Origin of the sequence: Methanobacterium bryantii (assembly GCF_002287175.1) — an archaeon.
GTDB classification, from domain to species: Archaea; Methanobacteriota; Methanobacteria; order Methanobacteriales; family Methanobacteriaceae; genus Methanobacterium_D; species Methanobacterium_D bryantii.
In genome coordinates, this window is sequence record NZ_LMVM01000039.1 from 74,476 (window position 1) to 100,500 (window position 26,025).

At 37.9% G+C, this 26,025-nt stretch carries 24 protein-coding genes; 19 read left to right on the forward strand and 5 right to left on the reverse strand.

What is annotated here, in order from left to right; translation table 11 throughout:
• Positions 1-323 precede the first annotated feature (323 nt).
• From ASJ80_RS14525 to ASJ80_RS14540, 4 genes are read right to left on the reverse strand one after another with little or no spacing between them, the layout of a single operon-like run.
• Entirely contained in the window at positions 324-1,019 is a 696-nt protein-coding gene (locus ASJ80_RS14525; protein WP_069585805.1) for an ABC transporter substrate-binding protein, read from the reverse strand.
• Position 1,020: 1 nt separating this feature from the next.
• A complete protein-coding gene (locus tag ASJ80_RS14530; RefSeq protein WP_069585809.1) occupies positions 1,021-3,390 on the reverse strand; it encodes a hydrogenase iron-sulfur subunit in 2,370 nt (789 codons plus the stop codon).
• The gene (locus ASJ80_RS14535) at positions 3,387-4,319 is read right to left on the reverse strand and encodes a CoB--CoM heterodisulfide reductase iron-sulfur subunit B family protein (RefSeq protein ID WP_069585811.1); all 933 of its coding nucleotides are present in this window, start codon (positions 4,317-4,319) and stop codon (positions 3,387-3,389) included. Before ASJ80_RS14535 ends, ASJ80_RS14530 begins: the two co-directional genes overlap by 4 nt.
• A 1-nt stretch (position 4,320) precedes the next feature.
• The gene (locus ASJ80_RS14540) at positions 4,321-4,932 is read right to left on the reverse strand and encodes a 4Fe-4S dicluster domain-containing protein (RefSeq protein WP_069585814.1); all 612 of its coding nucleotides are present in this window, start codon (positions 4,930-4,932) and stop codon (positions 4,321-4,323) included.
• 540 nt (positions 4,933-5,472) lie between these two features.
• Between ASJ80_RS14540 and ASJ80_RS14545 the strand changes: the two genes are divergently transcribed.
• Positions 5,473-6,546 carry an ABC transporter substrate-binding protein gene (locus tag ASJ80_RS14545; protein ID WP_069585816.1) on the forward strand — a complete coding sequence of 358 codons (1,074 nt, stop codon included), beginning with the start codon at positions 5,473-5,475 and terminating at the stop codon, positions 6,544-6,546.
• A gap of 77 nt (positions 6,547-6,623) precedes the next feature.
• On the opposite strand, the gene ASJ80_RS14550 is transcribed toward ASJ80_RS14545, so the two are convergent.
• Positions 6,624-7,325 (reverse strand): TOBE domain-containing protein, encoded by a 702-nt coding sequence (locus tag ASJ80_RS14550; RefSeq protein WP_069585819.1) that lies wholly within the window; start codon positions 7,323-7,325, stop codon positions 6,624-6,626.
• Between the two features lie 262 nt (positions 7,326-7,587).
• On the opposite strand from ASJ80_RS14550, the gene ASJ80_RS14555 reads away from it, so the two are divergent.
• The 18 genes from ASJ80_RS14555 to ASJ80_RS14635 all read left to right on the forward strand — a co-directional run bounded on the left by ASJ80_RS14555 (position 7,588) and on the right by ASJ80_RS14635 (position 25,952).
• Positions 7,588-7,782 carry a 4Fe-4S binding protein gene (locus ASJ80_RS14555; RefSeq protein WP_069585821.1) on the forward strand — a complete coding sequence of 65 codons (195 nt, stop codon included), beginning with the start codon at positions 7,588-7,590 and terminating at the stop codon, positions 7,780-7,782.
• A 2-nt stretch (positions 7,783-7,784) separates the two neighbouring features.
• Positions 7,785-8,771: a tungsten-dependent formylmethanofuran dehydrogenase subunit FwdF gene (gene fwdF / locus ASJ80_RS14560; protein WP_069585824.1), complete on the forward strand. Its 987-nt coding sequence runs from the start codon at positions 7,785-7,787 to the stop codon at positions 8,769-8,771.
• 242 nt (positions 8,772-9,013) lie between these two features.
• On the forward strand, positions 9,014-9,865 hold the full coding sequence (locus ASJ80_RS14565) for a class I SAM-dependent methyltransferase (RefSeq protein ID WP_141705224.1): 852 nt from the start codon (positions 9,014-9,016) through the stop codon (positions 9,863-9,865).
• Positions 9,866-9,886: 21 nt separating this feature from the next.
• Entirely contained in the window at positions 9,887-10,972 is a 1,086-nt protein-coding gene (locus ASJ80_RS14570; protein ID WP_069585828.1) for an iron ABC transporter substrate-binding protein, read from the forward strand.
• 158 nt (positions 10,973-11,130) lie between these two features.
• A complete protein-coding gene (locus ASJ80_RS14575; RefSeq protein ID WP_369802136.1) occupies positions 11,131-12,135 on the forward strand; it encodes a FecCD family ABC transporter permease in 1,005 nt (334 codons plus the stop codon).
• On the forward strand, positions 12,132-12,914 hold the full coding sequence (locus ASJ80_RS14580; RefSeq protein WP_069585833.1) for an ABC transporter ATP-binding protein: 783 nt from the start codon (positions 12,132-12,134) through the stop codon (positions 12,912-12,914). The genes ASJ80_RS14575 and ASJ80_RS14580 overlap by 4 nt, the downstream gene beginning before the upstream one ends.
• A 138-nt stretch (positions 12,915-13,052) precedes the next feature.
• Positions 13,053-13,886 (forward strand): class I SAM-dependent methyltransferase, encoded by an 834-nt coding sequence (locus ASJ80_RS14585; protein WP_176720343.1) that lies wholly within the window; start codon positions 13,053-13,055, stop codon positions 13,884-13,886.
• Between the two features lie 83 nt (positions 13,887-13,969).
• Positions 13,970-14,971, forward strand: a complete 1,002-nt coding sequence (locus ASJ80_RS14590; RefSeq protein ID WP_083241084.1) for an XdhC family protein — start codon at positions 13,970-13,972, stop codon at positions 14,969-14,971.
• Between the two features lie 265 nt (positions 14,972-15,236).
• The gene (locus tag ASJ80_RS14595) at positions 15,237-16,310 is read left to right on the forward strand and encodes an iron ABC transporter substrate-binding protein (protein ID WP_069585834.1); all 1,074 of its coding nucleotides are present in this window, start codon (positions 15,237-15,239) and stop codon (positions 16,308-16,310) included.
• A 143-nt stretch (positions 16,311-16,453) separates the two neighbouring features.
• On the forward strand, positions 16,454-17,086 hold the full coding sequence (locus tag ASJ80_RS14600; RefSeq protein WP_069585836.1) for an FmdE family protein: 633 nt from the start codon (positions 16,454-16,456) through the stop codon (positions 17,084-17,086).
• A 39-nt stretch (positions 17,087-17,125) separates the two neighbouring features.
• Complete coding sequence (locus ASJ80_RS17190; RefSeq protein WP_157197591.1) at positions 17,126-17,275, forward strand: hypothetical protein; 150 nt, start codon at positions 17,126-17,128, stop codon at positions 17,273-17,275.
• 195 nt (positions 17,276-17,470) lie between these two features.
• Positions 17,471-18,166, forward strand: coding sequence for a class I SAM-dependent methyltransferase (locus tag ASJ80_RS14605; RefSeq protein WP_176720344.1), 696 nt, complete (start codon positions 17,471-17,473; stop codon positions 18,164-18,166).
• A 53-nt stretch (positions 18,167-18,219) separates the two neighbouring features.
• On the forward strand, positions 18,220-18,642 hold the full coding sequence (locus ASJ80_RS14610; RefSeq protein WP_048081425.1) for a hypothetical protein: 423 nt from the start codon (positions 18,220-18,222) through the stop codon (positions 18,640-18,642).
• Positions 18,643-19,692: a radical SAM protein gene (locus ASJ80_RS14615; RefSeq protein WP_048081424.1), complete on the forward strand. Its 1,050-nt coding sequence runs from the start codon at positions 18,643-18,645 to the stop codon at positions 19,690-19,692.
• Positions 19,693-20,260: 568 nt separating this feature from the next.
• Positions 20,261-21,832 (forward strand): ABC transporter substrate-binding protein, encoded by a 1,572-nt coding sequence (locus tag ASJ80_RS14620; protein WP_245837594.1) that lies wholly within the window; start codon positions 20,261-20,263, stop codon positions 21,830-21,832.
• Between the two features lie 581 nt (positions 21,833-22,413).
• Positions 22,414-23,985 carry an ABC transporter substrate-binding protein gene (locus ASJ80_RS14625; protein WP_245837595.1) on the forward strand — a complete coding sequence of 524 codons (1,572 nt, stop codon included), beginning with the start codon at positions 22,414-22,416 and terminating at the stop codon, positions 23,983-23,985.
• 102 nt (positions 23,986-24,087) lie between these two features.
• Entirely contained in the window at positions 24,088-25,101 is a 1,014-nt protein-coding gene (locus tag ASJ80_RS14630) for an ABC transporter permease (protein WP_069585845.1), read from the forward strand.
• Positions 25,098-25,952 carry an ABC transporter permease gene (locus ASJ80_RS14635; RefSeq protein WP_069585847.1) on the forward strand — a complete coding sequence of 285 codons (855 nt, stop codon included), beginning with the start codon at positions 25,098-25,100 and terminating at the stop codon, positions 25,950-25,952. Before ASJ80_RS14630 ends, ASJ80_RS14635 begins: the two co-directional genes overlap by 4 nt.
• The last annotated feature ends 73 nt before the right edge of the window (positions 25,953-26,025 follow it).

Sequence of the window (26,025 nt, forward strand, 5' to 3'; positions counted from 1 at the left end):
GAATAAACGACGTAGGTATATATACATATCGTTTGTAAGAAAGCTTAATAGAGGTTTATTACTTACTCCAAATAATTACAAATATAAATAAAAAAGAAGCTAAATTGACCCATTTTTAATATGTAAACTTTAAAAAAAGAGATTTTATATGATTTAAGGGAATTTAATTAATTATTCTATGCTAAAAATTATAACATTAGTCCGTAATTAAGTTTTTAATATGCATTATTTAATTATAAAAATATATAAAAAATGAATTTTTGTATATTAAACTATGTTATCCCATTAATTGTCTTTAAATTCGTTTAAAATGCGTATTTTTTTCACCCACGATTTACAGCCTTCAGCACACTGCCGTCTTTCTCAACAAAAAGGATCACCTTACCGTTCACTGGACATGGTTTAATGAGTTTACTGGAGTTGAAAATCAAACCACTTGTAATTGACTGCCCATCAAGGGTGTATATGCCATCAATACCGCCATCCAGAAGCTCTTCAGCAGTTTTCTGGCCGGTGATCTTTTTGGGTCCCACCACTAAAAACCTCCCATCATTTTTAGTTGATGCAAGGCCTAAACCCGCCATAGCACCAATAACTCCATCTTCCGTACCGCCTAAACCTTCAAGTCGGATCCCAAGGTTATGCGCTAAATTCCTTGCTTTTTCCTGATTCAATATGGCGTATTTAGCGTCGTTTCCAAAAGCAGCGAGTGCAGGTGTGATCTGACTTTCATGGGCAACTGCAAGTCCTGGATCACTTCCTTCTATAAAATCGTCCATCATTTCACCCTTTACCACTTCAAACAACCCATCAATAGCATCTATTTCCCTGTTTTCAATATGGATCACTGAACACGTGTTGTGGGATGTATAAGGGATATCAGGATGTTTATATAACTGGTGGCGGGTAACACCGTAAACTGGATAATCTTTTGAAAGCTTTTTAGCAATTGTACGCGATAATTTACCAGTTCCTCTAGATTCAAGGTTGTCTGTATCGTCCATGCATATATAAATCATTTTAAATCTCCTTAATTGTTTTTTTACTGTGTTTTTTATTTTTATTATAAATTTTATCTTTAAATAAGCTTGAAAATTCTTTAAGTTTGGATGCGAGGCCTTTATAATGAGGCAAATAAGCCTCGTAGAAATATATTCTTTCTGGACCAATTCCTGCTTTTTCTAATTCATCCTTCAATTCTTCTACTTTAAGCATTAACTTCTCACTTACATGACTTCCTGCAGCATTTCCAGTCCCATCACCCAAAAATATACCTGCTGCACCCATTTTAAATGCATGAAGTATATGTTTAGGTTCTAACCTTAAAATAGAAGGAACTTTAATAATTCGAACTTCTGAAGGGTAGTTTAACCTGTTTTTACCCATACTATCAGCCGCAGTGTAGGCAATTTCTTTATCAAGAAATGCAATAACTGCAGGAGTCCCAGTACTCAAACATCCATCGATCCTTGCAAAAATATCTTCATCACTGCTTAAAGGTAAAGAGATTGCATTATTTTGACATTTTGATATACACCCTCCACACCCAGAACATGCAACTGGATCAACTTGAATAGTTTCACCGAGATATACTGCGCCGGAATGACATGATTTTACACATTCTTTGCACATTAAACATCTATCCTGATTAATGACAGCAAAATCAGGTTCTATTTCAATATTACCCTGAGAAATTAATTCTGCAACCTGTGATGCTGCAGAACGGGACATATTTATAGATGCTGTGACGTCCATAGCTTCTTTTGCAGTGCCGCAGACAAATATTCCCGGCACGGTTGTCTGGGTAGGTTCCATTTTAGAATTTTTCTCCTTTACAAACATTTCATGCGTTAAACTCACTCCAAGGGCTTTTTCTATCCTCAATATGTCTTCTGGAGGTTCAAGAGCGCATGAAAGTACCATCATGTCATTTTCTATATCTAAAATGCCCCCACCAAGAGTGTCTTCCACTCGGGCTACAAATTTGCCTTTATTTTTTTTAACTTCGGCCACCTTTCCCCTGATGAACTTAACTGTTTTCTCACCTTTTTTCTGGGTTTCAAAGTAGTAATTTTCATAAGTCCCCGGGGTTCTCATGTCAGTATAACATATATAAATTTCCACGCCTTTGTAATGGTCTATAATATAATTAGCATGTTTTAATGCCACCATACAGCATATTGTGGAGCAGTGGGGTATTGAACCTTCTTTCCTATCCCTTGAACCCACACACTGGATCATTACAATTCTATGGGGTTTTTTTCCTGTGGAAGGAACAACGAGTTTACCAGATGTGGGCCCGTTTACTGCAAGTATCCTTGCAAGTTCCATCTGGGTGATTACATCATGATACTTTTTGTAGCCAAATTCCTCTTTATCCTCAGGATTAAGTTCTTGATGTCCAGTAGCGATTATGACCGCACCAACATTTAAAGTTGTTTCAGTTGCCTGACGGTCCAGATCAATTGCCCCAGCAGGGCACGAATCTACACATGTTCCGCATTTAACACATACATCGCCATCTATTGTATAAGATAATGGAACCGCCTGTGAAAATGGTTTATATGCAGCTTTTCGAGTTGATAAACTTGCATTCCAATCATCACCAGTTACGACATTACATGCACGGGAACATTTCCCGCATGCATTACATTTTTCTTCATCCACAAATTTAGGGCCTGTTAAAATATCAACCGTGAAATTTCCAGCATGCCCAGCGACGCCTGTAACCTGAGACTGTGAAAAAATTTTTATATTCTGATTTTCTGCTACTTCACCCATTAAAGGGCCAAGAGAACACATGGCACATTCTTCACTAAGGGTATCTGCAGAAAATACTTTCCCTACCTTTACCATGTTGCCTCCGATGGTAGGAGTCTTTTCTACAAGGTAAACTTTTATATTCTGCCTTGCAAGTGAAAGAGCTGCTGTGATCCCTGAAATTCCACCCCCAATTACCAGAGCACTTTTTACAACTGACAAACTGGTTTTTTCATGAGGAACTGCCTGTTTAACACCATGCATTACAGAATTAACTATATCAATAGCCCTAGCAGTATGATCCAGGTCTTTATCAACCCATGCGCATTGCTCACGTATATTAGCCACTTCCAGCAAGTACTGGTTAATTCCCGCACTTTCAGCACACCTGCGGAATTCTTTCTCATGCATATTTGGAGAACATGCTGCAATAACAATTCTATCAACATTTGACGACTCAATACTTTCTTTAATCTTATTTTGACCTTCAACTGAGCAAATATAAGGATTTTCCTCTATAAAAATTACATCATCATCTGAGATGGCATTTTTCAGGTGCCCAATATCAATTTCACCGGAAATATTTCCCCCGCACTGGCAGATGAAAACACCTATTTTAGCATCACTCATTTTTTACCATCTCCAATGCCAAATTTCTCAAGAAATGGTTCCACAGGTACTGCATGCATATCAATACCTATATCTTCAGGTTCTGCACCAAGCAGCAGGGCAAGTAGCTCTGAAATATAAAGTACTGGTATTCTTAGGGACATACCTAATTCTTCTATCAAAGATTCCTGATAGTATTCAAGGTTGAATGTACAGCCAGGACATTGGGTAACAATTACATCTGGCATGGCCTCAGCAATGCTTGCAATTTTTCTCCTTAAAATTCCCCGGGGGTACTCACGGTCAATTACCGAACGGTGCAATCCCCCTCCACAGCATAGGAACTTTTCAGAATAATCCAGAACTTCACATTTAAATTCTTTTAATATAGTATCAATTACAGTTGGGTTTTCGAAATTACCAGATGTAACATCTTTAAAAAAGAATTTAGAATAATGACAGCCATGGTGAGTAACAGCTTTGACTCCTGAAAGGGAATAAACAGCTTTTTCGACTATCTTGCTCCTTCGTGCCAGAAATACATCTGAAATATGGCTGACTTCAGAATTGATATCATATTTTTTGCCCATATTTTTTAACATGCCTTTAAACTGTTTTTCAAGCTTTTTTTCCTTGGAAAGCAACTTCTGGCAGTGTTTTAAGTTGTTATAAGACATTGGACAGATGCAAGTAATATTATGGTTTTCAGTTTCTGCTGCAAGTGAAAAATTACGGGCATTTAAAGCCATAGCTGTTTCAATTGGAACTGTACCCGTATAAACTCCTAATCCTGCACATGAAGATTGGCGTGGGTCATCTGCATAATCAGCTTCAATAATATCGAGAATATATTTTACTGAAAGCTCTATTCCAGGATATACAGATCCTGCTGTACAGCTTTTAAATAAATAATAGTTATCAAGAGGTGGTGAAATAGTGTCCGGGTTCATTTTACAGCCCCCCAAAACCTGTACGTTTTAAAATTTCCCGTATTTCCCTCAAAGATTCTTCAGGAACTGGAACATTCCTTGCATCATCACTTCTAAATCCTAAACGTTCACGTTTCAGGTTATTATCACGGCAACGATGATAGGTTTGCTCCCCAAACTCAGTGAGCAAGTCTATATCCTGCGTAGATGGCAAAAATGTTTCTCCTTTTAAGTAAAGGTTCCTCTTTATTTTCTTTGAAATATCACTGATTTCTGGAGGGACATTACCTTCTAAAACAGCCAGGGTTTGCAGTGCCAGCACCCCTAAACCCGCTTTACAGTTTCTAGGACACCGTGCCCTGCATGAATAGCACTGGCCGCATTTCCAAATGAGTTCATTCAATTCTTCTGTGTAAATATCGCCCAGCATAAAACGCCTCATCAGATCCCTTGGCCTGTAATCTGCATACAGGTAGGCTGCAGGACAGCTTGCAGTACAGCGCCCGCACTGTATACACTTTTTAAATCCACTTTTCCTAAATAGAATATCTTTAAAATATTTTTTATCCGTTTTAAGAGTTATCTTCTTGATACTCCCATTTGCAGTTGATTCTAGTGTTCTGATATCTGCCATTTTGCCTTCCTTTTAATGTGATTCTTTTTTAAATTAGGATGCATTTATTATATTATGGAGTATGCGAAAAGGGAGTATATACGTATCGGTTGTGTGAGATTGTAATGAGGGATTATTACAGAACATATCGTTAAATTTACTGTAAAGACAAAACCAAATCCATCTGAAACTACAAATACAGTTAAAACTCATAAATGAAATATCTAAAAAATAGATTTTAAAGAACCGGAGGTCTCGGAGGGTGTGTGACTCCCTCCGGTTCATAAAGATATAATATTTAGAAATAATAATGAAAGGACCGATAAAGGTGGATGGGACCAAAGTATTTCTACTTTGGTTCAAGTTCTATCGGCATGTCATACATTACATATCGTTATATAAATAGTTTTCCCTATGTGATTAAACTCAAATTTTTCAAAATACAAAAAATAAGAAATTTTAGTAAGTTATGAATAGATTGCAGCTACTATAGCCACATTTTCAATACGTTTATTAATCCATATCGCATACATTGAAATATTTAAATAATCAAGGATTAACATGAACAAGATTCAAAAAATCATAATAATTGCCGCAATTGCAATAATAGCCATTATCAGCATAATTGTGTACGCAAATTACCAAAGTTCAAGCTTCAACAGCGGACAAATTACAGATATGGCAGGGAGAAGCGTTAACGTGCCTACTGATATTAATAAAACTTATTCAACAGCAGGATCAGTCACCATACTGCTTTACATGCTTGCTCCAGACACAATGATAGGCTGGAACTCCCTGAACGGGACACAAAACTACATGCCTGCCAAATATAAAGAACTCCCAGTCTTAGGAGGAGGTCAAGGACAAGGACAGGGAAATGCTAACTACGAAACGGTGATATCAAAGAACCCCGATGTGATATTTGCAGGCCATAGTGGAGACAATGACACCATTAATAAACTTCAACAGAAATTCGGCAGTATTCCTGTTGTGGACGTGGAAGGAGACAATAATCTAAGCAATATTGCGTCTGCGATCAAATTTATGGGCTATGTTCTTGGTAAACAGAACCAGTCAACCGAGCTGATTAACTTTTACAATGATGTGTTAAATCAAGTTAACGGTACTGTATCAACAATACCAGACTCCCAGAAGAAAAAAGTTTATTATGCCCGAAGTGCAGATGGGTTAACCACTTTTGCCCCTGATTCCCCACAAACACAGCTTATAAACATATGCGGAGGTAAAAACGTTGTAGAATCACCAGTTTCAAGTGGAGGTATGGCAGTTTCCATGGAACTTGTTTTACAGTGGAACCCTGATGTTATAATCACAAGTAGTTCTGAATTCTACAAAAACGTGTACTCAGACAAATCATGGCAGAGTGTAAACGCGGTTAAAAATAAACAGGTTTATTTAACTCCACAGGATCCATTCAACTGGTTTGAAAGCCCGCCTGGAGCAAATACAATTATAGGAATACCCTGGACAGCCAAAGTGTTATATCCCGATAAATTCACAAATTTAGATATGAATAACCTTACAAAAGAGTTTTATTCTAAATTTTATCATTACAACCTGACTGACAGCCAAGTCTCCAGTATCTTAAGCTCTTCAGGACTAAATAAATCATGAACACAAAATAAGAATTTATGAAATGTAAATCAGAGAAAACCAGTTTTTTAACAGAGTTCTTTCTGATTTTTCTATTTTCAGTCTATTTTGATTATATCAGCAGAAACTGCCTTAAATCCGATAAATACTCTTTTTCCAATATTTAAATCCAGTTTTTCACGTGAAAGTTCGGTGATATCTGCGATGACATTATCTCCACCAACATCCACATCAAGACGCACAGCATCGTCTTTAAACTGCATTTTGGTTATTGTTCCTTCAAATGTGTTTCTAACACTGGATTCATGAGGTTCAAGAGTTATGAATATACTACCTGGACTTAAAGAGATAAGAACATCATCTCCAACGTCAAAATTTTCTGCAGTTGGGATAGTTATTTCATTTTTATTTAAAGCAACCTTCATAATCCTTTTTTCGTTATCTACAGCAGAAATAGTGCCTATCATTTCGTTTAAATCAACATGTTTTTTTAAAGCCCTGTTGACTTTGATAAATTCGAATAAAACCTGTTTACCTTCATCTGTAAGCTCGCTGCTGCCTCCACCTCCTTTTCCACCCCTTTTTGTGACCACCATAGGTGAACCCAGTTCTGTTTCCATAATTTCTATATTTTTAAGGGCAGTTCTATAGGGAATACTTGTCTCTTCTGACGCTTTAGCAATGGATCCATATTTATTTATACATTGAAGAAGCTTAGACTTCTTATTATTCATAGATATGGTTTTATCGCCCATTTCAATTTCTACGTCCAATTTATATCTCATTTTTTTATCTGGCATAGTAACCATCTTTTTACCTTAAGGCGTCTTATGATTAATTTTTACAGCTGAAATTTTACTTATTTAAGGATTAAAAATTTTATTCATCCTTATTTTTTTCCAGATTTTGAATTATTGGACAACCTCATCTTATATTATAATCTATTTTTCAAACTTTTCCTATAAATTTAACTGATTTAAATTTGACGGTCAAAAAGTTAAATAGATATGTTTATATATGCATGTCGCATATTCAATTATAACAAATACGTGGGTGATGATCATGCCAGTGATAATTGATACAGAAAAGTGTGGTAAGATTCAAAACTGTCCCGGAGAAGGACTATGCATAAAAATCTGCGAACAAAATGCAATAGAAGAAAGAGAAGGAGATGTATTCCTGATACCTGAAAAATGCGATGATTGTGACTTATGTATTCAAAGCTGTCCAAATAAAGCGATATCTAAGGATGGATAAAGATGAGAATAGAAAGAAACGGCGACCAGGTACGTTGTCTGGATTATAATAGTGAAAACTGTATAGGCTGTGGGATATGCGTAGATATCTGCCCAACTAATTCCTTAAAGTTAGGCCCAGTTCTACCTATAGCCAGAGGACTGCTAAAAATGGATTATGTTTCAGTAAATGAAGACACATGTGCTTTATGCGGGTTATGTGCATCTGCATGTGCATTTAAGGCCATGAAATGCAGCATAAACGGCGAAGATATGGCCAAAATGGAAGTGTATCCAAAATGGTCCCATGAAACAGCAGTTAATGATGATGCCTGCGTATACTGCCGTAAGTGTGAAACCGTCTGTCCAAGAGATGCAATAACAGTTACAAGAACACTCCCTAAAAGAGCAGACCTTGTAATTGGAGAAATTGAAATCAACGAAGATGAATGCATAAACTGCGGCGTATGTGAAGAAATGTGCCCTGCAGAAGCTATTAAAATCAAAGAAACAGGCAAAAATTCATACAGCATCTCAGTTGACGAAGATAAATGTGTATACTGCCTTGTATGTAAACGTGCATGTCCTGAAAATGCAATAAAGGCAGCATGCAGATTATGTTCCTATGGAGAGTACGAGCTCGACCCTGAAAAGTATTCAGTTACAGGTAAATTAATTTTAGATGAAGAAGACTGTATTAAATGCGGGTGGTGCGAGGATATCTGTCCAAAAGAAGCAGTAACTGTTATAAAACCATTTGAAGGAGAAATATCAACCGGAAACACTGAATGTAAAGGTGACTCCTGCCATGCATGTCAGGATGTTTGCCCGTGTAATGCTATAACAGTTGTGGACGGGAAAGCCCAGGTGAACCCTGATCACTGTATACTCTGCGGTGTCTGCACTAACGTGTGCCCTCAACAGAATATAGTTATAAAACGAAACAACATGAACCTCGGAAACGTGCGTTCAAAGTCATGGGATAAAATATTATCAAACCTGACAGAATAGACAAAAAATTAATTTTACAGGATATATTGCGGCCATAATATATCCTCCTCCCTTTTTTTAATAGTTCATATTTTTAACAAAAGTTTGATTCATTTCGATACGTTTATATAAGCTTGTCGATTAAAGAAACATTGTCACATACAGTTTATTGGTTTTAGAAGTAAATTGCCATAGAAAGCCATAATTAGGGAAATAATTCATAAATTCCCTAATTTAAATCATAATCATTAACCTACTTGGAGGTGACCGATATAAACAAAGGAAACAATTCAATTTTAGATATAAACGATATTGATTGGAACAGAATGTGGAACGAAGCACTCCAGAAAATGCCCCGAGAAAATGAAAAAAATAGGTGGGATAAAATCGCGCCAAAATTCAATGAATGGATGAAAACAGATGACTACCCAAGGATTCTCGCATCAAAAATTCATAAAGAACCGGATTATACTGTTCTAGATTTAGGCTGCGGCAATGGAAGCATAACACTTGAAGTGGCAAAACATGTCAAACAGGTAACAGCTGTAGACATGTCGAATGAAATGCTGAAGTTTGTTGAAAAAAATGCCAAAAAAAAGGGCATTTCAAACATTGAATATATGCAAAGCTCAATTGAGGACCTTGATCCTGACAAAATAGGCCAGTATGATGTAGTACTAGCATCACGATCACTTGGAAACGTTCTTAACCTCAAAAAAGAGCTTAAAAAGATAGACAACATTGCCAAGAAGTATGTATACATGACGCACTGGAGCGCAACAAGTCATCAGTTCGAAAAAGACCTTTCCGAAATTATAGGTGTCCCCCACTACATTTCCCCAGATTATATGTATGTATACAACATGCTCTACCAGATGGGAATATATGCCAGTTTAGAGCCGATTGAATGCGTATCCAGACATATATATAATAATTTAGACGATGCGGTAGAACGCCGCATATGGAAACTTGGATGGACTACAAATAATATCAAAGAAGAAAAAAAAGCAAAAATTGAGAACTTTTTGAAAAAGAAGCTTGTTAAAAGGGATGACGGAACCCTTGAATACACCACCAATGACCCTAACTGGATGTTGCTGTGGTGGAAAAAGTAAATTTAATATTAGGCGGTAAAAATGGATAAAAAAATTATAGTAGGGGCAATAGCGGTAATTGCAGTTGTAGCTGTTGCAGTAGGATACATGAGCTTTGGCAGCTCCATTCCAGGCACAGGCAACACTACCCTCACAGATATGACAGGGAGAACTGTTCACGTGCCTGGTGAAGTAATTTCAGTACTTGCAACATCTCCCCCTGTAACCAATATAGTTTATATGTTAGCCCCAGATAAACTTGGAGGCTGGAATTCAAACTTAACAGCTGATTCAAAGAAATACATACCTGAAAAATATCAAAACCTGACGGTAGTCGGAGGATGGTTTGGTACATACACAGGTAACCCTGAAACATTCATAGCAGCAAACCCATCTCTAATATTAGACGATGTGAGCGTGAGTGGAAACAGTTCTTCTGCAGCGCAAATAAGTGACATGCAGAGTAAAATGGGCAGCATATCTGTAGTGGCAGTTTTAAGTTCAACAAACGTCACAAATTACACTGCATCCATTCAATTCCTTGGAAAAATACTTGGAGAAGAGGAACAGGCAAATAAACTAATATCCTTCTATAACAACGTATCAAAAACTGTTAACAGCACAGTTTCCAGTATACCCGAAAATGAAAAGGTAACTGTTTATTATGCTGAGAGTTCATCAGGTCTTCAGACAGATCCCAGTGGTTCATCACATTCTCAACTCATAAATCTCTGTGGAGGTATAAATGTTGCACAAGTAGCAGTTAAACAGGGAATGGGAATGTCACAGGTATCAATGGAACAAGTACTCAGCTGGAATCCTGAAATCATCATAACTAACGACAAGCAGTTTTACAGCAGCGTCTACTCCAACTCATCATGGAAAGATGTCAAAGCAGTTCAGGATAAAAAGGTTTATCTTGCGCCAAATTCCCCCATAGGCTGGTTTGATAGACCTCCTGGTGTAAACACCATTATTGGGATACCATGGACAGCTAAAGCGCTCTACCCTGACAAATTCAAGGATCTGAACATGACAAAACTGACAAAAGAATTTTACATGGAGTTCTACCATTACAACTTGACAGACAGCGATGTGCAAGACTTACTGAACAATCAAATGTCCTGAAATTAAATAGATATACAAGCAGGATACTTTATCCTGCCCCTTTTTATTTATGGACATGCAATATACAATACATCTTTACTTAATTTCACACATGGAGGGAAAAAATGGGCAATGATACCACCACCCAAAAAACAGGTCCCCAGACCATCAAAAAATCAATTCAGAAAACCATTAAGGAAACATCCGTAATAAGCGTGCTGATACTACTGCCAGTTATCTTATTTTTTGCATCTTTTTTAATAGGGAGATATCCCGTTTCACCATTAGACGTTCTAATGGCCCTTTTACCAATTAAAACAAATTTATCCCCTGCAGTTTACACTGTAGTCTGGGATATAAGGTTACCTAGAATAATGGCTGCAATGATAGTCGGCGCTGCATTATCAGTTTCAGGGGCCTCATTCCAGGGGACATTCCAGAACCCGCTGGTATCTCCAGATATTCTTGGTGTTTCAGCAGGTGCAGGATTTGGAGCCGCTCTGGCCATTTTATTAGGCTCATCTCCAGTAATGATACAGTTTATGGCATTTACATTCGGCCTTATTGCAGTCAGCCTTACCTATTTCCTGAGCAGGAACTTCAAAGGCAACACCATTTTAATGATGGTGCTTGGAGGAATAGCCATCGGGGCGCTGTTTTCAGCATTTACCTCCTGTATCAAGTACCTTGCAGACCCTAACAGCAAGCTGCCGGAAATTGTATACTGGCTTATGGGTAGTCTAGCTTCAGTTACGAGCAGTAGCATAATGATGATTATTGTGCCCATCTTAATCGGTTTTACAGCTCTTTTACTGGTAAGGTGGAGACTCAACGTTCTTTCTATGGGTGATGATGAAGCCAGAGCACTTGGTATAAATATAGACAGGCTAAGGATACTTGTAATTATATGCTGTACACTTTTAACTGCTGCCGCTGTAAGCATAAGCGGTATTATAGGCTGGGTCGGCCTGGTAATACCACACGTAGCCAGAATGATTGTAGGGCCAGACCACAGGAAACTTTTACCTGCAAGTATTGCACTAGGCGCATTTTTCTTATTGTTAGTGGACGATGTGTGCAGAACTGCAGTCTCAATTGAAATACCTCTCGGAATATTAACCGCAATAATTGGAGCTCCTTTCTTCGTTTATCTCCTCAATAAAGGTTATGAGGGATGGTCATGAGCAAAATTCTTGAAATAAAACATGCAGGATTCTCTTACAATCAAAAAGAGGATATTTTTAATGATGTAAACCTTTCACTTGAAAGTGGAGATGTCCTATGCATATTAGGCCCAAATGGAACCGGTAAATCAACTTTAATTAAATGCATGAATGGACTGCTTAAATTAAACAGTGGAAATATACTCATAAACAACCAAAACATTCATTCGCTGAATAAAAATGATTTAGCAAAGATAATAGGTTACATACCCCAGTCGCATAATTCAACATTTGCATTTTCAGTCTTCGATGTTGTTTTGATGGGCAGAGCACCTCATTTAAGTTTAACATCGGTTCCTGGAGATAAAGACTACAAAATAGCTGAAGAGGCATTAAAAAGCCTTGGAATTTCCCACCTGACCGATAAAACTTACACTGAAATCAGCGGGGGAGAACGGCAGATGGTGCTCATAGCAAGAGTTTTAGCCCAGCAGCCCCAAATACTGCTTCTTGATGAACCAACATCACATCTGGACTTTGGAAACCAGATACGTACCCTCGATGTCATAAATAAACTGGCAGAAAATGGATTATCTGTCATTATGACTTCACACTTTCCAGACCATGCTTTTTTATCATCCAATAAAGTTGCCATTATGAACGGTGGGACAATTATGGAAATAGGAACTCCAGAAAGCGTTATTACAGAAGAAAATATGAGGCGTGCCTATAATATCGACGTTAAAATAATGGAAGTAGACGAACACAGGAAAGCATGCATACCTATGCCCATAAAATAACTCATTATTATTACCTTTTTTTAAATTTATATGTTTAACTGATATGTTTATATACACATATCGAACAGATTCATAATTGACAAAAAAATCAATCCTGCTCAATTCGCTATTTATTTTCTTTAATATTTGCAGGATCAGGTGATCAAAATAGACCCCACCACTGAAAAAATTGTAAAATGTGACTGGAACGAATTGTGGAACGCTGCCCTTGGAAAATTACCTAAAAAAAACTCCAGATCATGGGATAATGTAGCACCCAAATTTAAAAAAAATAAGGGAAAAAATGACTATTCCAGAAGGCTTTTGGAGAAAATAAAATTAGAACCTGAGGACACCTTACTGGATATTGGGTGCGGCAGCGGTAATATAACCCTATCCCTTGCCAGGAAAGCAAAAAAAGTCACAGCTCTAGACATTTCAAAAAAAATGCTTCATTTACTGGAAGAAGATGCTTCTGAAAACGGGCTAAATAATATTACCCCCCTTAACAGGCGTCTGGAAGACGTGCTGTTAAACAAGGATATAGAACCCCACGACGTGGTTGTGGCGTCGCGGTCTCTAAACGGGGTTTACAACATCAAACAGATACTTGAAGAAATCAATGGAATTGCTAAAAAATACGTTTATATAACATTATGGGGTGCCAATAATGTAAAATTTCAAAATGAAATATCAAAAATCATAGGAAGAGAATTTCACCAACATCCAACTTATATTTATGCATATAACATGCTCTATGAGCTGGGAATTTATGCAAATATTGAAATTTTAAAGTACGACAACAGCAGTTATTATTCCAGCATTGATGAAGCGATAGAAACCTTCAGGTGGAAAATGGTAAACCTGAATCAAACGGAGGAAGATATTTTAAGGGAATATCTATCTGAAAAAATGGTTAAAATACGCGACTCAAAGTTTAAATTTCCCCATAATAAGCCTGATTGGGCCTTAATATGGTGGAAAAAGGAATAAATTAGTTAATAATTAAATTATAGAGACATACCAACTAAATATTATAAATTACGTTTATTAATTAAAAATCCAAGAGGATAACAATGAATATGAACATGTACGAAATTGTAGAAGACTATCTAAAAAATGGCAAGGTAGGAGCTATTGCAACTGTTATATCGAGAAATGGGTCTGCTCCACGAGATGTAGGTGCTAAAATGTTTGTTGGAGAAGACGGTAAAATTTACGGAAGCATCGGAGGAGGTAACCTTGAACACGGTGTTTATAAACAGGCCATATCCACAATGGGTACAGAAAAACCGAAAATGATCCACATACGGATGGACAGTGAAGAAGTGGCATCTGACGGCATGATCTGCGGTGGAGACATAGATGTTTTTTTAGAACCAGTACATGAAAAAAATCTCAAACTTTACAGCCGCCTTGGAGAGTTAAAAAGAATGGGGTTAAATGGAGTTCTTGTAACACAATTCAACGGAGAAAAATATCTTAAAACAGCTGTAGAAGAAAATACAGAAATAAGTGGAGATGATATATCTGAGGATGATAAAAAAGCCTTTTTAAAACACATCCGCAGTACAGATCTCCACTTTGAAGACGGAGTAATCATTGAATCACTCCACATTGCGCCACTCCTTTATGTTTTTGGTGCAGGGCATGTTTCACAGTTCATCTCCAAAGTTGCCAAGATGGTAGGATTCTACGTTGTTATCATCGATGACCGCGAGGAATTTGCAAATGAAGAGAGGTTCCCTGATGCTGATGAAGTCCTTGTTGAGTCATTCTACGATGTGTTCAACCATTTAAATTTTACCGGAAATGAATACATAGTAATCGTTACAAGGGGACATCAATTCGACAGAGATGTGCTTATAGAATCCCTGAAAAAAGACACCAAATATGTAGGCATGATCGGGAGCAGACGAAAAGTGAAAATGGTCCTCAAGCATATGAAAGAGATTGGACTTGACCCCAAAGCTGTTGATAATGTTTACTCCCCTATTGGGCTTTCCATTAATGCAGAAACACCTCAAGAAATCGCAGTAAGTATTGTAGGTGAACTTGTAAAGGTAAGAAGATCATGATATTGCCTTATTAACTTATAACTCGATCTAGCATCCTTTTACTTTTAACTTAAATTTATAGCACGTTATCATGGCTTATTTAAGCCGATATGTAAAGTTAAACGTGTCTATTAAAAATTACGGAGGCACATAGACATTAAAAAAGGGACATAATACAACAAATACTACTTAAAACAAGAATTTAAAAGCGAAATATACAAAAAAACCAACTTTATACAATAATGTTTCAAATAGAGATTTTAAAATTAAAATTAGGTGAATTAAATTGGATAAAAAGATTATAGTGGCTGTAGTGGCCGTTATTGCAGTAATAGCAGGGTACATGAATTATGCAAATGCAATTCCCGGCACAGGAAATACCACCATCACAGATATGCTGGGAAGAACAGTTCATGTACCTGGAGAAATCAATATGGTTTTATCTACATCCCCAACAACAACCACAACAGTCTATATGCTGGCTCCAGATAAGCTAGGTGGCTGGAACTTTAACCTCACAGACTCAGCAAAGAAATACATACCTTCAAAATATCAGAATCTACCTACAATAGGTGGATGGTTCGGCCAAAATACAGGTAACTACGAAACATTCATATCAATGAATCCAGATGTTGTACTTGAGGGTTATAATATTCAGGGAGATCCAAACTCCACTATAACTGAACGGCAGAAAAATATGGGCAGCATTCCTGTTGTAGGTGTGCAAGACACCACAAACGTAACACAGTATGCTCCTTCCATTAAGTTCCTAGGGCAGCTGCTTGGAGAAGAAGAACAGGCAGACAAACTTATATCATTCTACAACAACATGACACAAACCGTCAACAGCACAGTTTCAACCATACCTCAAGACCAGAAAGTCAGGGTTTACTACGCTGAAGGAACAGCAGGACTGCAGACAGACCCATCAGGCTCAATGCACGGCCAGTTAATAGACCTTTGTGGAGGAATTAACGTTGCTACTGTCCCTGCAAACCTTAAAAGCGGAGGTATGACGCAGGTATCCATGGAACAGGTTTTAAACTGGAATCCAGATGTTATAATAACTGAAAACTCTCAGTTCTACAACAGCGTCTATTCCAATTCCTCATGGCAGGAAGTTCCAGCAGTAAAAAATCACAGGGTTTATCTGGCACCAAATGCGCCTTTCAGCTGGTTTGACCATCCTCCAGCAGTTAACACAATTATTGGGATACCATGGACTGCTAAAGTAATTTACCCCGACAAATTCCAGAACTTGAACATGACCAAACTCACTAAAGAATTTTACTCAGATTTCTACCACGTAAACCTGACAGACAGCGATGTGAAAAACATACTGAACAACCAGACAATTTAAAACATACCTGCCTAAAACCTTTGAAATTTAGGAACAGGAATTTATCCTGTTCAATTTTTATGCAGAAATCCATCTTAATTCAGCATGTTTAATCGATACGTTTATATATACATTTCGTAGATTAATGATCATCAGTGATAAAAATGGATGAATACACAACGTTTCTTGAAAAAGCTAAAAAACTGCATGGAGGAGTCTGTGCAGGTGTAGTCATGGGGATTAGAATGAGTATGGCTGCAATGAGAGAACTCGGCATGGATCCTGCAAAACAGAATAAGGATCTTATAGTATACGTTGAAGTAGACCGCTGTATGACAGACGGCGTGCAGGCCGTAACGGGATGCACCCTCGGACATAGAAATTTGAAATACAACGACCATGGTAAATTTGTAGCGACCTTTATCAACATGAGTAGTGGAAAAGCCATCAGGGCCTCAGCCAAAGATGACACATGTAAATCAAGTCATGGTTTCTGGAAATGGGCTGAAAACCTTTTTAAAGGAAATGGCAAGTGCGAACCATCACCTACTCCTGAAGATATGGAAGAAGGGGTGGAAATTGTATCAGGATTACCTGAAGAAGAACTTTTAGTACTGGAAGAAATTCAGTTTGAAGTACCTGAAAATGATATTCCCGGCTTTCCAAAACACATAGCGACATGTGAAATTTGCAACGAACATGTGATGGATGGTAAAGAGCTTTTACTGGGCGGTAAAATCATTTGCAGGTCGTGTGCATGTAAAGAAAATTTGTTGAAAGAATTATTTGAATTGTAGCCTGAACTACAGTTTTAATTTTAAAAGGAGCAAAATTAAATGGATAAAAAAAATCACTGCAGTTGTAGCTACTGTCACTGCACACATGATATAAACTGTACCTGTGAATGCTGCACTGCACCAAAACCACACAAAAATCATTTAAGAGAAAATAAAAAACAGCGCGACCCGCAAGATGGGATCATTTAAACTAAAAAAATGTGAAAATCAATTAGAAATTCACTTATAACATATAACTTTCAGGAGGAGATACTGATTAAACTGGAAGATATTGACTGGAACCAGATGTGGAAAGAAATACAGAAGCATGAAACCAACCATTCCCCAAATGAAGGCGTAATAGAAGCCCGATGGAACAGAACAGCTGCACAGTTTAAACGATGGATGGAAGTAGATGACTACCCCCTGAAACTGATGCAGCGAGTGAAATTAAAGCCAGAATGGTCCCTGCTTGATATCGGCTGCGGCGCAGGTGCAGTGTCAATACCCGCAGCAAAAAAAGCCGCCAGGGTTACTGCACTAGATATTTCAGGTGAAATGCTAAAAATATTAAGGGAAGATGCTCAAAAAGAACACATCTCCAATATAACATACATGCACCGCTCATGGACCGATATCGTGGTGGGAGATGATATTGAACCCCATGATGTCGTGGTCGCATCCCGATCCGTAGGGAGGGAGCCGGATATTCAAAGCGCCATTGAGAAGATTGACAGCGCAGCATCCAGATATGTGTATATCACTGTCTGGGGCGGTGGGGAACATAGTCACTGTAAAGGAGTCCCTGCAGTTCTCGGCAGACCATACAGGAACACTCCAGACCATGTATACTTCTACAATATTTTGCAACAGATGGGCATACGTGCCAACGTCGAACACTTGGAGTGCCACAGCCGCCTGATCTACAGCGATCTCGATGAGGCCATGGAAAGCTGCAGAATTAGCCTTGGCCCTTTAAGTGAAAAAGAAGAAAAAAAAGCAAGGGCTTATCTAGACAAAACATTGATAAGGCTTGAAAATGGGATGCTTGAAGTGCCAGACAGCAACCCGGTGTGGTCGCTGATGTGGTGGAAAAAATAGATTAAAAAAAACATAATAACTAAAAAACAATATGATAACCGGAGGCGTTATTTTTGAAAATAAGATGTGATTTCGTAACAAACAGCAGTTCAACAAGCTTTATTTTAACTGCAAAAGAAGACATCATAGATGCCAACTTAAACCACTTTAAAAAAACAGACAAAATTGGACTTGTACAGCTACTGACATTCGTAAAGGATGAACTGAAAAAAACAGGCCATACAACAAGAATAAACGATGAAGAATACTACTTCACCGTGAAAAAATTCAACATTGGAAAATCTGTCTTTTTAGATGACAGTATAAATCCTGATGAAATCTCAAGAACCGATTTCAGCAAGCTTTCCAATGAAGAACTATGGGATATTATAAACTGGATAGTTGTCAAAGGTCAAAGCCAGGACCTCTACGGTGTTGGGGCTACCCAGACAACCGATCCAAAATGCGACTGCGAAGAGGATGCGAGAGATCTTTAGATGATAAGGAAACACTTTGAAGGATATAACTTCGTTGGAATTCCTGAAACTGGAATTACCTTCAGGTGGGGTGCAGACTTTTCTGAAGACCCTCAAATGGCACCCTGGCCAGAACTTGCGGACATATCAATATCCAACTACTGTACAAACAGATGCAGTTACTGTTACAGGAAAAGCAGTGAAGAAGGCAAGTTCATGTCCCTTGAAGATTACTGCTTTGCCCTTCAGGAGCTTAAAAGCGAAAAATACGGCAGTATCTTTCAAGTTGCACTTGGTGGTGGAGAACCCCTCCTCCATCCAGATTTTACAGAAATAATCAGGATAACAAGGGAAAAATTTGGAATAATACCAAATTACACCACAAGCGGCAAGTTTTTCAATCCAGAAAACATGGAAGCCACCAGGAATTACTGCGGGGCAGTGGCCATATCATGGGACCCCTACAGGGACCTGACCACTGAAGAGCTTTCAGAAATTGGGTCTTGCTTAAAAGATAACGGCATCCTTGCAAATATCCACTATGTGATCTCAGAGACCACCATAAATGACGCCGTGGACCTTTTAAATGGGAAATACGATGAATACATCAAAGATTTCAATTCAGTCATATTCCTAACCTACAAACCCACTGGACGGGCTGAAAACGACGGGAACATAAAATCTGCAGGCCCACTAAAATCGTTCCTCGATCTTGTAGATAATCCAGTTACCGGTGTGAAAATAGGTTTTGATGCCTGTTTTGTTCCAGTCCTGATGAAAGCCACCGGCGTAAATGTTGACCTGATAGACAGCTGCGAGTGCGGGTTCTTTTCGGTTTATATTGATGAAAACCTTGATGTGACTCCTTGTTCCTTCTGCAACGACAGCAGCTACCACTACAATTTGAAACAGTTCGGTTTTGAAGAGATATGGGAAAGTAAGTTTTCAGATTACAGGGATTACATAGATAGCAGCTGCAAATCCAGCTGTGATGAATGCGAAAAAGCTTCGGGGTGCAGGGGAAAGTGTCCCTTCTTTGATGACCTCTTTTTATGTGGTCTAATTGATTAAATAAACACTTTTATATTTTTCATAATAACCCTTGTTTTTCAAGACAAACCTCATTTTAATTTACAATATTTTATTTTTAACTTTTTAAACAGTTTAAATAGTTTCCAATGTACATAACTAATAAAACAGACCATGATTTGCAGAATAATTTAAGTTTTTTACTCTATTTTATTGTTATATCCCCAAATAACGTTTCTATAGTAAATACACCACATAAAGCTACATGAAGTAATACTATTATCATTACTAAACCTAAATAATTAATAATAATTTAGTTAACGATTTTTATTAATAACTGCATATAAAATCCCTGCCGATTTAGTAATACTCACCTTTAGAAAAGTATTTATGTTAAAATTACTTTATTTCGCTTATCTTAAGTTTAATTTGTATAGTATTACTCAGATCATGTTCCAGGTTATAAAAGTATGAGCACGGCCATATTGATAACTTTTAAAATATTTTTTGAGGAAATATTTTGCAAATAACTTAGGTTAATTGTAAGGAGGCGTTAAAAATTAAAAAAAATAAATTATATTTAAGTATAGGCGCGGTAATTGCGATTTTAGTGATATTTGCAGCTGCCATGTCGTTCAGCTCAACTTCTCGGGCTGCAGACGAATTAGTTGTTGCAGGGGCTTTTGGCCATAGTGGAGAGCCAGAGGGTGGTTTTGACCCAATTAACGGATGGGCAACCACAACAGAACCACTTATCCAGAGTACACTCTTTAAAAGAGATAACACCTCCCTGGTCAACGATTTAGCCACAAACTATTCTGTTAGCAGTGACGGGCTGACATGGACAGTTAAAATAAGAAATGATGTTAAATTCACCGATGGAGTTCCCTTAACAGCGAAAGATGTTGCATTTACATTTAATAAGGCAGCTGACAGCACCGGCGGAATGGATTTATCCATGTTAAATAATGCTACTGCTTTAGATAATACTACAGTCCAGTTTAAATTAAACGACCCTCAATCAACGTTTATTTATAAACTTATGGGATTAGGTATCGTTCCAGAACATGCATATAATAACGAAACCTACGGCTCGCAGCCTATAGGGTCCGGCCCATACAAATTTGTACAGTGGGACAAAGGACAGCAGGTGATACTTGAAAGGAACGATGAATACTATGGTAAAAAACCCTACTTCAAAAAAATAACCATTCTGTTTATGAAATCAGACGCTGCTTTTGCTGCAGCTAAGGCAGGACAGGTAGATATAGCCGAAATTCCAGATTCATACGCAAACCAAACAGTGAATGGTATGAAGAGCATATCCCTTGATTCCATCGACGCTCGAGGAATCAGTTTCCCAATGCTGACAGATACAGGGAAAAAAACTGATGATAATTATACAATTGGAAACAATGTGACATCCGATGCTGCAATCAGAAATGCATTGAACATTGGAATTGACAGGCAGGCCCTAATCAACGGGGCACTAAACGGACAGGGATCTGAAGAATTCACCGGCGTAGACAGGTTACCCTTTGGAAATAAAGCAGCTGTTTTTAAAGACGGGAATACAACTGGAGCCCGTGAAATTCTAGCTGAGGGAGGCTGGAAAGATACTGATAACGACGGCATAGTGGAAAAAAATAAAATAAAAGCAGAATTTACCCTTCTATACCCATCTAACGATCAAACAAGACAGGCACTGGCTGTTTCAGTAGCTGAACAGGCCCAAAAACTTGGTATAAAAATAAATATTGAAGGTAAAAGCTGGGACGAAATTGACACACTTGCCTACTCAACCCCAGTACTCTGGGGTTACGGATCCATAGACCCAACTGATGTGTACTTAAGGTACTACAGTGTCCGTTCAGGAAGCGGAGAAAACAGCAAATACAACAATGTAATATTCTACAACAATTCTGAGGTAGATAAAAATTTAAGAAAAGCTATGACAACTTTTAACAACAACAGCAATAACTACTGGAAAGCTGCTGCATGGGATGGGACAACAGGATACTCTGAAAAAGGAAACGCCACATGGTTGTGGATGGCTACCCTCAAATATGTCTACATCATGAAAGATGATTTAGATATAGGGACTCCAGGACTCCAGCCCCACGGTTCAGATATCTTCAACAACATATACGACTGGAAACGTACTGAAAATCAAACCAGTTAAGTTTGAATACTGGAGATATCAAATTCTTCAGTATTTACTTATTTTTTTAAATAAAGAGATATTAATTATCTATTTATTATAAAAATTGTGAATTAATCTTTATTTTTAAATTTAATCTCCCATAAATTAAGAAATGATATTATAGACTTACTATAGTTATACATATCAATTTTCACATAAAAATTAATTTTTAGAGCTTTTTTTGTGAAAATATAGTACAAAAATTTGATTTTAGTATTACAATCCATCCTAATAAATTTAATTTAGTAATAAAGCATTACAAAATAGATTTAAGTAATACGAGCTTTTAAATATCTCTTAAATTAGTAATACTAACATATAGAAAAGTATTTATAGTAAATTTATTTTATTTAGCTTATATTAAGTTAGATTTGAATAGTATTACATGAATAACGTTTTTTACCAAGAAAGTATTATTAAAATGGCATTAGGATTCATAAAAATAGTTTTGTGGTAAATACCATTCAAAAACTTAATTTTATCTTAAAAACGGATTAGGAGGCATCTAAATTAAGAAAAATCAACAATATTTAGTTATAGGTGCGGTTGTTGCAGTTCTAGTGATTTCTGCAGCTGCACTGACACTCGGTTCAACTCCCAGAGATGCAGATGAGCTCATAGTTGCTGCAGCAGGGACATATGCAGAACCAGAAGAAGGGTTTGATCCCCTCCACGGATGGGGGTGCGGCCATATGGACTATGAGCCATTGATACAAAGTACACTCTTCAAATCAGCTGATAACGGCAGCATAATAAATGACCTTGCCACAAATTACTCAGTCAGCTCTGACGGGTTGACATGGACTGTGAATATAAGAAATGATGTTAAATTTACAGATGGAGTACCCTTAACAGCGAAAGATGTTGCATTTACATATAACACAGCAGTTGGAAGTAATTCAGAGTTAGACATGTCCAATCTTGAAAATGCAACGGCAGTAAACAACACAACAGTTAAATTTAAGCTAAAAGAGCCGCAGTCCAGCTTTATATGGAGACTTAGATACGTTGGAATTGTACCTGAACATGCATACCAAAAAGAAACCTACGGCCAGCAGCCTATAGGATCTGGACCTTATAAACTGGTGCAGTGGAATAAAGGACAGCAGGCAATACTGGAATTAAATGAAAATTACTATGGAAAAAAACCGTACTTCAAGAAAATAACTCTACTGTTTTTAGATAAAGATGCTTCATTTGCAGCTGCTAAATCAGGCAAGGTAGATGTAGCCGGACTCGAGAACAGCTATGCAAATCAAAGTATAGATGGATACAATTTAGTTGCTCTCCCATCATCAAGTGCAAACGGGGTCTCATTCCCTATGCAGTATGACACAGGTAAAAAAAGTCTAAGTGGAGAACCAGTAGGCAACAATGTAACCGCAGATATAGCGATCAGAAAAGCCCTGAATGTAGGTATCAACAGAACTGCCCTTGTTGAAGGTGTACTGTATGGAAAAGGAGATGTTGAGTACACGGGAGTAGATCAGCGCAGCTTTGGAAACCCTAAAGCAAAAGTCAATGACTCAAACATAGAAGGGGCCAAAAAAATGCTTGAAAATGCAGGATGGAAAGACAGCGACGGCGATGGAATCCGTGAAAAAAATGGTACCAAAGCAGAATTTAAGTTATACTACAATTCAGAAGACCAGACAAGACAGGCCCTCTCTATGGCCATCAGCGAACAGGCTAAACAGATGGGGATAAAGATAGACCTTATAGGTGCAAACTGGGATGAAATTTACGCTAAACAATACAGTTCAGCCGTTTTATACCAGTACAGCAGTGCAGATACATTCAGCCTGTATATGCAGTACCACAGCAAAGAAGCAGATTCTGGATACAACAACCCAGGTCTTTACAACAGTTCTGTTGTAGACGGCTATTTAGAAAAAGCCCTCAGATCTACAGATCAGTCCCAGGCCACAGAATACTGGAAATTAGCTGCATATGATGGAAAAACAGGTTACGGACCTGCAGGAGATGCAACATGGCTGTGGTTAACAACTAAGGACTACCTGTACATGGTAAATAAAACCATCGACATAGGAACACCTCAAAATAACACTGGAAAAGACATTCTAGGGAATATCTACGAATGGAAACGCATAAATGAAAATAAAACCAGTTAAACAACCCCAATTACATCTAAATTTTAAAAAAAAATGAACATCAAATAAAAATTCTGATGTTTATCCTTATTTAAGTTAACTTACAGGCGGAGGGTAACTAAATTGAAATATGAAAAATTATGGAGTTTTTCTGGAAATGGAAAATTATGGGCCTTTGCAGGGAAAAAGACCCTGAAATTAATAAGCCTTTTAATTGCAGTTTGTCTTGTTAGCTTCTGGCTTGTTGAACAATCTCCTATAGATCCCGTAAGGGCATACATTGGAGAAATGTCAATAACTCCAGAGCATAAAGCTCAGCTTGAAGAATACTGGGGAGTTAACATGCCCCCGCAGGAAAAATTCTTAAACTGGGCAGGGAACATAGCCCAAGGAGACTTTGGAACTTCACTGATTTACAGAATTCCAGTTACGAGTGTGATTGGTGAAAAATTCACTGCATCGCTGATCCTCATGATGACTTCCTGGTTAATTTCAGGAATTTTAGGTTTTATACTTGGAATAATTGCAGGAATGAAAAGGGGAACCTGGATAGACAAAATAATAAAAACTTACTGTTACATGCTTGCCGCCACGCCAACGTTCTGGCTGGCACTGGTCCTGCTGATGGTATTTTCAGTGTATTTAGGATGGTTCCCCATAGGCCTAAGCGTCCCCATAGGTGTCATCTCAGGCAATGTGACATTTTTAGACTGGCTACACCATTTAATCCTTCCTGCACTAACTTTAAGTTTAATTGGAGTTGCTCAAATTGCAATGTTTACACGGGAAAAGCTAACAGAAGTCTTATCGAGCGACTACGTGTTATTTGCAAAAGCAAGGGGTGAAAAAGGATTAAATCTAGTACTTCGACATGGAATTAGAAATGTAGCGCTTCCAGCAGTTACTTTACAGTTTTTAGGGTTCAGTGAATTGTTTGGAGGGGCGGTGCTGGTTGAACAGGTGTTTTCATATCCTGGAATTGGGCAGGCCGCAGTGGCTGCAGGGTTAAGATCAGATGTGCCCCTACTTTTGGGAATAGTTCTGGTCAGCGCAGTGTTTGTGTTCTGCGGAAATACAATAGCAGATATCATATATGAATTCGTTGATCCAAGGATAAAACAGGAGGCAGATTCATGAACACCACTGTAACCATGGGAAAAAGGTTATTTAAAGGATTAAACCTACGACAAAAGACCATATTAATAATAAGCCTCACCTCACTTTTACTGATCACAATAGTAATTTCCAGCTGGATATTAGGTGGTGAATCGCTTCCAGTGAATTTTGGAGCTAAAAACCTTGCCCCTTCCATTGAACATCCATTCGGGACAGACTGGATGGGTCGGGATATGCTCACAAGGACCATAGAAGGGCTTGGACTGAGCATAGTAATTGGAACTATTGCGTCCACATTTAGTTCTGCACTGGCCATAATTTTAGGGCTGCTTTCAAGTGCCGGTAAAAAGGCAGACACCTTTGTATCATGGCTGGTGGACCTGTTTCTCTCTATTCCACACCTCCTTTTAATAATCCTTATTTCCATTGGACTTGGAGGAGGTGCAGTTGGAATTATTGTGGGAGTGGCATTAACACACTGGACAAGTTTAACAAGGGTTGTGAGGGCAGAGATCAAGCAGCTTAAAACTCAGGAATACATCCATATCTCCCAGAATCTCGGCAGGTCCAAATGGTGGGTAGCTACCAAACATATAATGCCGCATTTAATTCCCCAGATACTGTTGGGTACCATTTTAATGTTTCCCCACGCAATTTTACACGAAGCCTCAGCCACTTTCCTTGGTTTTGGGCTTTCACCACATGAACCTGCAATTGGAATAATCCTCTCAGAGTCCATGAAGTACCTGTCAGTGGGATACTGGTGGCTGGCGTTCTTCCCAGGATTATCACTGCTGATTGTAGTTCTAGTATTTGACCTGATTGGAGATAATTTAGGAAAACTAATGGACCCAAAGAGTGCACACGAATAAAGGTGTTAAATATGGAAAATAAGGTTGAAATAAATATTGAAGAAGATTTCAGTACTGAAATTGACATAGCTAA